The 11559-nt window shown below is 66.4% G+C and carries 7 protein-coding genes, 3 tRNA genes and 1 pseudogene; 3 read left to right on the forward strand and 8 right to left on the reverse strand.

The features are described 5' to 3' along the window. Position 1 precedes the first annotated feature (1 nt). A complete protein-coding gene (locus AB5Y89_RS07970) occupies positions 2–1969 on the reverse strand; it encodes a PhnD/SsuA/transferrin family substrate-binding protein (protein ID WP_368223447.1) in 1968 nt (655 codons plus the stop codon). Positions 1970–2228: 259 nt separating this feature from the next. On the opposite strand from AB5Y89_RS07970, the gene dsrO reads away from it, so the two are divergent. From dsrO to AB5Y89_RS07985, 3 genes are read left to right on the forward strand one after another with little or no spacing between them, the layout of a single operon-like run. Then, positions 2229–3017, forward strand: coding sequence for a sulfate reduction electron transfer complex DsrMKJOP subunit DsrO (gene dsrO / locus AB5Y89_RS07975; protein ID WP_103260727.1), 789 nt, complete (start codon positions 2229–2231; stop codon positions 3015–3017). After that, positions 3007–4113 (forward strand): NrfD/PsrC family molybdoenzyme membrane anchor subunit, encoded by a 1107-nt coding sequence (gene nrfD, locus AB5Y89_RS07980; protein WP_323950998.1) that lies wholly within the window; start codon positions 3007–3009, stop codon positions 4111–4113. Before dsrO ends, nrfD begins: the two co-directional genes overlap by 11 nt. After that, complete coding sequence (locus AB5Y89_RS07985; RefSeq protein WP_368223405.1) at positions 4113–7220, forward strand: tetrathionate reductase subunit A; 3108 nt, start codon at positions 4113–4115, stop codon at positions 7218–7220. Before nrfD ends, AB5Y89_RS07985 begins: the two co-directional genes overlap by 1 nt. Before the next feature lie 56 nt (positions 7221–7276). On the opposite strand, the pseudogene AB5Y89_RS07990 reads toward AB5Y89_RS07985, so the two are convergent. The 7 genes and pseudogenes from AB5Y89_RS07990 to AB5Y89_RS08020 form a co-directional block, all read right to left on the reverse strand. Further along, positions 7277–8582, reverse strand: a pseudogene (locus tag AB5Y89_RS07990) (endonuclease/exonuclease/phosphatase family protein). 82 nt (positions 8583–8664) lie between these two features. Next, positions 8665–9396: an EAL domain-containing protein gene (locus AB5Y89_RS07995; RefSeq protein WP_368223408.1), complete on the reverse strand. Its 732-nt coding sequence runs from the start codon at positions 9394–9396 to the stop codon at positions 8665–8667. 101 nt (positions 9397–9497) lie between these two features. Further along, positions 9498–9770 carry a hypothetical protein gene (locus AB5Y89_RS08000; RefSeq protein WP_010673275.1) on the reverse strand — a complete coding sequence of 91 codons (273 nt, stop codon included), beginning with the start codon at positions 9768–9770 and terminating at the stop codon, positions 9498–9500. A gap of 136 nt (positions 9771–9906) precedes the next feature. Beyond that, positions 9907–9991: transfer RNA gene (locus tag AB5Y89_RS08005), tRNA-Tyr, on the reverse strand. Between the two features lie 31 nt (positions 9992–10022). Next, positions 10023–10107: transfer RNA gene (locus AB5Y89_RS08010), tRNA-Tyr, on the reverse strand. 42 nt (positions 10108–10149) lie between these two features. After that, a tRNA-Tyr gene (locus AB5Y89_RS08015) sits at positions 10150–10234 on the reverse strand. Positions 10235–10469: 235 nt separating this feature from the next. Next, a complete protein-coding gene (locus tag AB5Y89_RS08020) occupies positions 10470–11558 on the reverse strand; it encodes a ketoacyl-ACP synthase III (protein WP_042880524.1) in 1089 nt (362 codons plus the stop codon). Between the last annotated feature and the right edge of the window lies 1 nt (position 11559).

An 11559-nucleotide genomic window follows, 5' to 3' on the forward strand; every position in this document is an offset into this window, starting at 1 on the left:
CTCAGTTCCTCGGCATGTCGGTGGATGAAGGGAGGGTTTCGGGTGGCGGCACGGGCAGAATGACCCGGGCCAGACAGCCGTGGGGGCTCAGGTTCTCCAGGGTGAACTGGCCGCGATGGCTCTCGACCACCTCCCGGCAGATGGCCAGCCCCAGCCCCATGCCATCCGCCTTGTCGCTGTAAAACGCCTGCTGCAGCAGGGCCGCAGGTTCCCTCAGGCCGGCGCCGTTGTCGCGGATCTCCAGCTGCAGGCTCTGTGCCTCGAAGGCGATCAGCAGCTCGACCCGGGCAGGCGCCTGTGCCGGTGCTTGCGTAGTGGGGTGAGCAGGGGAGTGAACAGCGGCGCGCGCACTCTTCGCTGCACTCTTAGCTGCCCTCTGCGCCGCTCTCTTCGCTGCACTCTCGGCGCCATTCTTGATGAGGTTGACCAGCAGCTGCTCCATCCCGGTGCCGTCCAGAGGTAACGGGCGTGGCTGGCCCCGCCAGTGCAGGGTGAAGGCGACGTCGAGCGGCGCCAGCATCTGCTCCAGCAGGGGGCGCAACTCCGCCACCAGGGGGGGCAGGTCGCAAGGCGCGACGCGGGGAGGGCGCTTTTGCAGCCTGGCCCTGAGCCGGTTGACGGTCTGGGTGATGCGCTGGACCTGGAGCCCTATCTGCTCCAGGGCCTGACGCAGGGAGGCCTGGGCGGCAGACTGGGCCGGATCTTGTGCGAGTTTGTCCAGTCGCAACAAGGCCCCCTGGCTGTAGTTGGCGATGGCGCTGAGGGGCTGATTGATCTCGTGGGCCACGTTGGCGCCCAGCTCGCCCAGTTCGGCGAGCCGTCTGGCCTGTGCCAGCTGGCGTCCCTTCTGCTCGAGCTGGTGGCGGGCTTTGAGCAGCCGGCGCTGGCTGCGGTTGAACAGGTATTGCAGCAGCAGGTGGTGGCCCCCCAGCAGCAGCACCAGCACCAGGGCACCCCAGCCCCACTGCTGATGCTGGCGCAGCCAGTGCCAGGCCGCTTGCCACCAGGGGCCCTGCAGCGGGTGGCGATCCAGCGCCTTGAGCAGGCGGTCGATGGCAAGCTCGCTGGTGGGCACGGTCCAGCCCGCCGAATCGGCGGCGATGGCCGCCTCGCTATCAGCGGGCAGATCGTACAGCGCGCGGGTCACCGCCAGCGCCAGCGCGGGGGAGGCCCGCTCTGTCTTGGCGAAGGACCAGTTGGGGTAGAGCCGGGTCGAGCTCTGGCAACCAAAGTCGGCCGGCGCCTGATCGTCCAGCACCCGAAACGCTCCCCTGGCGACCTTGCCCTCCCGCTCCATGCGCTCCAGCTGACACACCGGCACGATGGCGGCGACCACCTCCCCTGCCGTCAGCCGCTCGATGAGCCGGTCCAGCGGAAAGCCGGTGAACTGCACGGTGGAGAAGAAGTGCTCCAGCCTGACCCCCTGTTCGCCTGCCTCGAAGCGATAGGCGAGGTAGCCGCCGAAGGCGTTCTCCGAGACGGCGGCGACCGCTTGCCCCTCGAGGTCACGCCAGTGTCGGTAGGGGGCCTGGGCAGGCACCACCAGGGCGGCGCCGATGGCGAGGTTGTCCCCCCCGGCCGGACTCTTGAGGGTGGCGAGCCAGGCCAGCGGATACTGGCGCGCCAGGCTCACCGACTGGCCCGGGTTGGTGATGACGAAATCGAGGTGCTCGCGGGCGACGGCCTCGGCCAGTTCATCGAGCCCCAGCGGATGCAGCACGAAGCGATGGCCGGGCACGCGCTGTGCCAGCCAGCGCAGCAGCGGTTGCCACTGGGCTCTGGCCAGGGCCGGGCCGCGGGTCGCCAGCACGCCGATGCGTATCGGCTCGGCCAAGGTCTGCACCGGTGTGGCCTGGGATGGTGCGGATTCCTGTCGGGCCGGCGCTGGCACAGAGGGGGTTGGGGCGGCCTGCACCCGCAGCGGCAGGGCTGACAGGGCGAGCCAGAGCAGCAGGCTGAGCAGGGGCAAGGGGACTGGGGCGTGCAGGGGGCTCTCCTCTCGGTGCAAAGGGGGCAGTCTATCACCGGGACGTGCGCTTGCACGCGAACGGGGCCGGGAGGAGCGGCAAACGCCGCCCCGGTCACAGTTCAGCAGGGCTGGGGCATTTTTTATTGCGCTGGATCAACCCGGCTCCCGGTATGTGGAAAACCACAATAGAGGCGACTTCCTGCGTTGAGGACAATCGGCCCAACCCCTTTCAAGCCAGCTCAGCAGAAGGAAAGATGCCATGGAGCCCAGCAAGCGCCGATTGTTATCCGGGATCGCCGCCCTCACCGCAGGGGCGGCCCTGATCCCCGTCACCCAGGTTCAGGCGCAGTCCGTTCCCGCTCCCCGCAACGGGCGGGCGGCCATCAGCCGGGGAGATGGGCGCAAGCGTTACGGCATGCTGATCGACCTGCGCCGCTGCGTCGGTTGTCAGGCCTGCACCGTGGCCTGCACCATTGAAAACCAGCCCCCCCTCGGTCAGTTTCGCACCACGGTGAGCCAGTACGAGGTGAGCGACGTGGCCGCCCTCGAGGCTCCCGCCTCCCTCTTGATGCTGCCAAGGCTCTGCAACCACTGCGCCGAGCCCGCCTGCCTCGATGTCTGCCCCACCGGCGCCACCTTCCAGCGCGACGATGGCATCGTCGTGGTCAACAACGACTGGTGCGTCGGCTGCGGCTACTGCGTGCAGGCCTGCCCCTATGACGCCCGCTTCATCAACCACGAGACCAACACCGCCGACAAGTGCACCTTCTGCGCCCATCGGCTGGAGGCGGGGCTCTTGCCCGCCTGCGTGGAGAGCTGTGTCGGCGAGGCGCGCATCATCGGCGATTTGAACGACCCCAAGAGCCGGATCAGCCGCTTGCTGCGCGAACACGAGCCGGCGCTCAAGGTGCTCAAGCCCGAGGCCCATACCCAGCCGCGGGTCTTTTATCTCGGCATGGACGAGGCCTTCGTCAGCAAGGTCGACGGCAACCCGGCCCTGCGCACCCTGCTCACCGACGATGGCAAGGAGATAGCCCATGGTCATTAACGAACTGTTGGCCCCGGCTCAGCCCATCACCTGGCTGCCCTGGGCGGTGCAATATTTCTTCCTCATCGGCCTTGCTTACGGGGCCCTCTGGCTCGGCGCGTTTGAGCTGTGGCGCAAGGCGCCGGACCCGCGGCTGCAGACCCTGGCGGCGGTGCTGATGGTGGCGGCCGGTCTGGTGGCTCCCATTGCCCTGACCGCGGATCTGCACCAGCCGGCCCGGGCCTGGCACTTCTATGCCCAGACGCGCGTTGGCTCCGTCATGTGGTATGGCGCCTATCTGCTGCCGCTGTTCAGCCTGCTCTCCATGCTGCTCGGCTGGCTGCTGCTAAGGCCAGCCCTGGCCCGGCGTGGCGCAGAAGGGGACAAGATCGCCCGCCTTGCCCGGCTGCTCTGCCTGGGAAGCTGGTCGGGGCACGTTTGGCTGCGGCCCCTCTCCCTGCTGGCGGCCCTGAGCGGGCTCAGCATCGCCCTCTACACCGGGCTCGAGACCATGGCGGTGGCGGCGCGCCCGCTCTGGCATACCCCCTGGTTGCCCTGGCTGCTGACCCTGAGCGCCGTGCTGGGGGCCCAGAGTGCCCTGCTGCTGCTCAACCGCTTGCTGGCGGGCTGGGGTGCCCAGACCGAGTCGACCCTGCTGCGCCAGAGCGGCTGGACGTTAGGCCTGCTGGCGCTCTCCCTGCTGGGCTGGGCCCTGTTTGGCGGCGCCTCGGCGGCAGAGGCTGCAGCCCTCTATCGGCTCGACCCGAGCTGGCGGCTGGCGGCCCACTGGTTGTTGCTGACCCTGGGGCTGGCCAGCCTGCTGATGCTGTTGCGGCGAAGGATCTCTGCCTGCCTGGCACTCTGGGGGCTGGCGCTGCTGGGGCTGCACCTGGTGTGGGGCCTGCGCTGGCTGGTGCTCATTCAGGGGCAGCTCGCACCCAAATACGGGGCCGGCGTGTACCTCTATGAAATCGCCTGGGGCCCGGCCGGTGTGCTCGGCATTCTCGGCACCTTCGGTCTGCTGCTGGCCCTGCTGGTGGCCCTCTCGGAGCTGGTGCGCCCCTCTGTTTCCTCTGCCATCAAGGCATCCACAACTTTTGCACGCGAGGCTCTCTGATGGATCACAGCAAACGCAAGTTTCTCAAGGGCGCCGCCATCGCCGGTGGCACCGGATTGTTCGTTGCCGGTTACAGCGACACCCTCAAGCAGGTGGCGACTGGCCTCGCCACCGGCAGCTCGGGCCAGCCGACCCGGGATCCCATCCATGGCAACTCGCTGGCCGTGGAGTACAGGGTCGATGAGCAGGGGGAACTGCACCCCAACCCGGCCCAGCGGGTTGCCAACACCATGTGTCTTGGCTGCTGGACCCTGTGCGGAGTGCGGGCCCGCATCGACAACGAGCGCGACCAGATAGTGCGGATCCTGGGCAACCCCTATCACCCCCTCTCCGCCCGCCACCACATCGACTTCAAGACCCCGGTCAAACAGGCGCTGCTCGCCACCAGTGGCTACCAGGAAGGGGGGCTGGACGGGCGCTCCACCGCCTGCGCCCGTGGCAACGCCATGCTCGAGCAGCTCGACAGCCCGCAGCGGGTCACCCGCTGCCTCAAGCGGGTGGGGCCCCGTGGCAGCGGCCGCTGGCAGAGCATCCCCTTCGAGCAGCTGGTGGCCGAGGTGGTGGAGGGGGGGGATCTGTTTGGCGAGGGCCAGGTTGAGGGGCTGCGGGCCATTCGCAACCTCGCCGAGCCGCTCGACCCGGCCAACCCGGAATACGGCCCCAGGGCCAACCAGCTGCTGGTGAGCAACGCCTCGGACGAGGGGCGAGATCACTTCATCAAGCGCTTCACCTTCAACAGCTTCGGCACCCGCAACTTCGCCAACCACGGCGCTTATTGCGGCCTGTCGTTCCGGGTCGGGGCCGGCGCCCTGCTGGACGATCTGGAGAAGAACTCCCACCTCAAGCCGGACTGGGACGAGAGCGACTTCCTGCTGTTCATGGGCACCTCGCCCCAGCAATCGGGCAACCCCTTCAAGCGCCAGTCCCGTCAGCTGGCGGCGAACCGGGCGCGGCAGGGCAAGCCCTTCTCCTACGTGGTGGTGGCCCCCAGCCTGCCGAACACGGTGAACATGCCGTCCGCCCCTGCCAACCGCTGGCTGCCCATCCGCCCTGCCACCGACTCGGCGCTGGCCATGGCCATGTTGCGCTGGATCATCGACAACCAACGCTACGCCGAGCCTTTCCTGACGGCCCCCCATGCCGCTGCCGCCGAGCGGGCCGGCTATCGCGGTTTTTGCAACGCCAGCCATCTGGTTGTCTGCGACGAGGGGCATCCGCGCTTCGGCCAGATGCTGCGGGCCAGCGATCTCGGCTTGCCCTTTGAGGGGGAAGCCTATGGGGAGGGGGACGCCATGCTGGTAGAGGAGGCGAGCAGCGGCGAGCCGAGACCTGCCGGTCAGTGTGAGCGGGCCAACCTCTGGGTGGATCGCACCATTCCGGGCCCCAAGGGGGAGCTGATGGTCAAGAGCAGCTTCCAGCTGCTGGCCGAGGCGTGCCGGGAACACTCCCTCGCGCAATACAGCGCCGAGTGCGCCGTGCCGGTGAGTGATATCGAGGCGCTGGCGCGGGAGTTCACCAGCCACGGCACCCGGGCGGCGGTGGTCTCCCACGGCGGCACCATGAGCGCCAACGGCTTCTACTCGGCCTGGGCCATCATGATGCTCAACGTCATGGTAGGGAACTTGAACGCAAGGGGCGGCGCCGTGGCGAGCGGCGGCAAGTTCGATCCCTTCGGGGCGGGGCCGCGCTACGATCTGGCGAGCTTCCCCGGCATGGTCAAGCCCGCCGGGGTCTTCCTGTCGCGCTCCAAGTTCCCCTACGAGAAGACCTCCGAATATCGGCGCAAGCGCGAGGCGGGCCAGAACCCCTATCCGGCGCAAGAGCCCTGGTTCCCGATCTCGGGCCCCTTGCTCGGCGAACACCTGACCGCTGCGGTGAACGGCTATCCCTACCGGCTCAAGGCCTGGATCAACCACATGGGCAACCCCCTCTACGGTCAGGCCGGGCTCAGCAAGGCCATCGGCGAAGAGCTCAAAGACCCTGCCGTGCTGCCCCTTGTGGTCAGCATCGACAGCTTCATCAACGAGTCGTCGGCGCTGTCGGACTACCTAGTGCCGGACACCCTCACCTATGAGTCCTGGGGCTGGGCCACCGCCTGGCACGGGGTCATGACCAAGGTCTCCACCGGTCGCTGGCCCATCGTGGAGCCCCGTGTCGCCAAGACCGCCGAGGGAGATCCAGTCTGCATGGAGTCCTTCTTCATCGCGGTGGCCAAACGGCTGGGGTTGCCGGGCTTTGGCGAGGGGGCGCTCAAAGGGGCGGATGGCAAGGTGCACGGCTTGAACCGGGCGGCGGACTTCTCCCTCTACGGGGCGGCCAACGTCGCCTATCTCGGCGAGCCGGTGCCTCCTATTGGGCCTGAGGATCTCGCTTGGTCCGGAGTGGAGCGGATCATGCCGGTGCTGAATGCCACCCTGAGCCCGGAGGAGGCGGGCCGCGCCGCCTATCTCTTCGCTCGCGGCGGGCGCTTCGAGCCGGCGGCCAAGGGGCGCGACGATGCGGGTCAGCCGAGCAAGCGCTGGCCCAAGCCGTTGATGGTATGGAACCCCGAGGTGGGCAGCCGCCGCCACAGCCAGAGTGGGCAATACTTGAGCGGTACCCCGCGCTTCTTCCGCCCCCAGCTGGCGGACGGCACGCCGCTCAATGAGGCGTTCAAGCCGGCCCAGTGGCCGCTGCTGCTCACCAGCTACAAGTCCCACACCATGAGCTCCATGAGCATCGGCTCGGATCGCCTGCGCCAGGTGAACCCCAGCAACCGGGTGCGGCTCAATGAACAGACGGCGGCGCAGCTGGGGATCGAGAGCGGGGACAGGGTGCGGGTCAGCACCCCGGATGGCAGCGTGATCGGGGTGGCCGAGTGTGTGGCCGGGGTGCAGGCCGATGCCATCGCCATCGAACACGGTTTCGGCCACAAGGAGCTGGGGGCGCGGGAACATTGGATAGACGGCCAGAAAGTGGTCGCCAATCCCCTGCGCGGAGCCGGGGTCAATCTGAATGACTTGGCGGTGCTGGATCCCAGCCGCCATGGCCGCTATCCCCTGGTGGACTGGGCCATCGGCTCGTCGGCCCGCCAGGGGCTGCCGGCCCGGGTGGAGAAGCTGGTATGACAAACCAATGAAAACGGGGCCTGCGGGCCCCGTTGCTTGTCTGCTCTGCGTCACTGTCACAGTGTGACGTCGACCCACACCAGGCGGTGATCCGAACTGACGCCCTTGGCGATGCCGAGCTTGGGGTCATACACCAGGTGGTAGCCCGGCTCGAAGCTGGCCGGCCAGAACACGCCGGAGGCGACCGCGTTCAGGTTGGCGGAGGGCAGCACGTGGTCGAGCTGCAGGCCGCTGCTGCTGGTGATGCGCTCCGGGGTGGGGCGGTTGTTGTTGCGCTTGCACTGATCCGGATGGCTGGCGAGGCACTCGGGGCCACCCTGGCTGACCGGGATCAGGGCGCCGTTGGTGACGGCCTGATTGACCAGCACATGGTTGTGCAGATCCTGAATGGCGGTGAGATCCCCATCGCCAATCTGGGGGTCGGCGTTGAGATCGCCGGCGATGACGAACCTGGCACCCGCGGGCAGGCCACCGGCCTTGCCGGCGTCATCCACCATGTAGCCTGCCCCTGCCACATAGTCCTGCCAGAAGGCGATCTCCGCACGGTTGCGCTTGACGTTGTGGCGCGCCGCGTTGCCGAAGATGGGCGGGGTCGGGTGGGAGATAAGGAAGTGGATCACCTCCTCCTTGCTGCCGCGCTTGATGCGCACCGGCACGTCGGCGTGGTTCTTGGAGGAGAGGGGGAGTGCCTGCCAGGCTGCGTCGTCATACCAGGCATCGCCACACTGGCGGCCGCTCGGGATCGGTGCCCTGGGGTTGTGGCAGTCGTCGATGACGGGGTTCGCTTCGCCCGGCATCTCCTTCCATTTGAAGGTCTGGAAGGTGCGGATCTGTTTGGTATCGATGGGATACCGGGACATCACGGCGAAGGCGTACTGGCCGTGATAGTTGCCAAAGCCCCAGGCGTCGTCTGGCCCGTTGTTGACCTTGCCGTCCAGGTTGAGGTCATGGCCGCTCATCAAACCGGTGTTGGTGGCGAAGTTCTGCAGCACCGGATAGCTGATGGCGGTCACCTCGTCGTGCTGGGCATGGGCCAGGTAGTTGTCGTTGAAGGCGTTGAGGTCCGTGGTGTCGCTGCCCTTGCCGTCATTGTCGAATTCGCTTAGCAGCAACACGTCCGGCCGGGTGCGCTGGATGATTTCGGCGATGTTGCGGATCTGCTGCACGTCGAGGGCCTTGGTCTTCTCGGCGCCGCTCAAGGTGCCGTCGGCGAGGCGGGCCTGCAGGGCATCCTGCTCGGTGCGGGTCAGGGCGAGCTCTTCCCCCAGCATGCCGGGTGCAGTGCGATCGAAGGCGAGATTGAAGGTGGCAAAGCGAACCATGGCGGGCCTCGGCGTCAGTGTGGCCGGGACAGCCTGCCATCTTTGGCAGGAAAATGGCAGCACCCTGCCGGATTTCATGGGAAAGGTGCCCGGGTTTCCCCCGTGACACGCAAGCGCTCGGCTCAGGCCCAGCGGGAGAGAGGGGAGGGAATGGCGTAGGCGTAGCCCTGCTGGTAGTCGCAGCCCAGCTGGTTCGCCACCTCGATATGGGCCTGGGTCTCCACTCCCTCGCACACCACGGCCATGCCGAGTCGTTGCAGGTATTTCACCAGCCCCGTCAGCATGTTGAGGGCATGGGTGCTGCGTACAGCCTGGAGCAGCAGGGAACGATCCAGTTTCACGATCTCGTAGGGGAGCATCATCAGGCGCTGGAAGTTGCATGCCAGGGAGCCGAAGTCGTCACAGGCGATGTGGGCGCCATGGGCTCGCAACACCTCGATCATCTCCCTGTGCTGGTGCTTGATCCTGACGTGTTCCAGCACCTCGAACCAGATGGCGATCCCCAGCTTGCGGGCCTGGAGCAGCACCAGCAACAGCAGATTGCGGTAGGTGGGGCTGGAGAGCGCCGGATTGAGGTTGATGGAGAGCGCATAGGGGCCTTTTTGGGCGAGCACGGGCAGATCGCGCATGATGGCCCTGAGCATGACGATATCGAGGTGCAGAGCATCATCCTCGCCGAGGGCGGCAAAATCGATGCTCTGATAACCCTGGTTGCCGGCATCCCAGCGCCTGGCCAGCACCTCATACCCCTTGACCTGACGATCCTGGCCGATGATGGGCTGGTAAAAGGGGACGACGATATCCGCCATGCTGACCATGGCACTCACGGGATACTCTTCTTTGAACGCAAACATGGCTCTCACCTGACGGGAACATGGCTGCGCATCATACAGGGAGGGTCTAAAGGGAGGCTGTAGGAAGAGTCTGATAATGGGCGTGGGCAGGAAGGAGGGGGTCAGGGAAGGGCATGGCCCTGTGCAGGTGCGGCGCCAGCCAGGGGGGCTGCGTGCATGGCCTGGGCAAGCCAGGACCAGTCGAGCATGGGGGAGCCCGCCTTGAAGCGCTGATAGGCGCATCCCTGACGGATGGTCAGGAAGAGGGTGCTCGGCAGGCCGAGGCGGTTGAGGTAGCGCACCATCACGTCTCCCTGGTAATCCCGCAGCCGCAGTTGCAGCTCGGGCAGTGTCAGCCCGTGCTCGCGACCCGTTTCATCCCAGATTTCAAACATCTGTGTGCACTCCTTGCGACATGAGGCTCCACTGTTTCTAAAAAGTGCGGGGAGGGCAATTGTCAGATCTGACAGCGCCATATGGATTCTATCCAGAAAAGCGAAAACCCGGCGCGAGGCCGGGTTGTCTGAAGAATGGTGGAGGGAGAAGGATTCGAACCTTCGAAGGCAGAGCCGTCAGATTTACAGTCTGATCCCTTTGGCCGCTCGGGAACCCCTCCACAGGGGCATTGCATATTGTGTTCAGGAAGATGGTGGAGGGAGAAGGATTCGAACCTTCGAAGGCAGAGCCGTCAGATTTACAGTCTGATCCCTTTGGCCGCTCGGGAACCCCTCCACGGGGTATTTTCCTGATTTTTACTTACTTGACGCACTTGAATGGTGGAGGGAGAAGGATTCGAACCTTCGAAGGCAGAGCCGTCAGATTTACAGTCTGATCCCTTTGGCCGCTCGGGAACCCCTCCCCAAGTGCGAGGCCGCATACTACCAGATCCGGCAAGGTTGTGAACCCCTTGGCCGCATTCTGACGACAAAAAAGTGTCAAGTGGTCATTTTTTGATATGTTTCGCTCAAAATTCACACTTTTCAATGACTTTTATGTCGCTGCCGAAACGGCGAGGGGGCGTAGGGGGGCTGGCAGCCAGGAGCCATGGGGCTCCTGGCGGATCATGGGGCGCTGGCGCTGGCGCTGGCGCTCGCTCAGGCGTCGGCGGGGCGGGCCTGCTGGCAACCCTGCACCGCATGGGCGATGAGTTCGAGGGCGCTCTGCTCGCAGGGGGGCAGCACCTCGTCGCAACTCGCGATCGGGGTGACGCGATCCCCCCACTTGATGAGGGCGGCGCCCCAGGTCAGCCCGGCCCCGAAGGCGGCGGTCAGCAGGTAGCTGTTCGGCTTGACCCGACCCTGCTCCAGCGCCTCGCACAGGGCGATGGGCACGGTGGCGGCGGAGGTGTTGCCGTACTGCTCTATGTTGACCATCACCTTCTCCATGGGGGCGTTCATCCGCTTGGCCAGGGTCTCGATGATGCGCACGTTCGCCTGGTGCGGCACGATGAGGTCGATCTGCTCGGGGGCGATGCCGGCCTGGGCCAGTACGGTGCCGGTGGCTTCGCCCATGCCGCGTACGGCGCGCTTGAAGATCTCCTGCCCCTCGAAGTTGAAGGTGAAGAGGCCGTCAATGTCGGCGAAACGCACCCGATCCGTACCGAAGTTCGGCACGTGCAGTATCTCCCGCGCTTCGCTGTCACAACCGAGCTTGCTGGCAATCAGGCCGCTCTCCTGCTCGCTCGCCTCGATGATGACGGCGCCTGCGCCATCCCCGAACAGCACGGCGGTGTCGCGCTTGGCCCAGTCCAGCAACTGGGTCAGCCGCTCGGCACCGATCACCAGCACCCTTTGCATCATGCCGGTCTGCACCAGGGAGGTGGCGACCGAGAGGGCATAGACGAAGCCGGTGCAGGCGGCGTTGAGGTCGAACACCGCCGCCTTGTGGGCGCCGAGGGCCTGCTGCACGGCGGAGGCGCCATTGGGGACCAGCGTGCCCGGTGTGGCGGTCGCCAGGATGATGCCATCGAGGGCGGCGGCGTCCAGACCTGCGCACGCCAGGGCGCGACGGGCGGCCAGGGTGGCGAGCGCCTGGGTGCTGACATGGGAGACCCGGCGGGCCTTGATGCCGGTGCGCGGGTAGATCCACTCGTCCGAGGTATCCATGATGGTGCCGAGGTCATCGTTGGTCAGCGAGGCGGGGGGCAGGCATTTTCCCCACCCGGTGATAGTGGCGTATGTCATC

Origin of the sequence: Aeromonas sp. s4, assembly GCF_040907855.1 — a bacterium.
In the GTDB taxonomy this organism is placed as follows: Bacteria; Pseudomonadota; Gammaproteobacteria; order Enterobacterales; family Aeromonadaceae; genus Aeromonas; species Aeromonas caviae.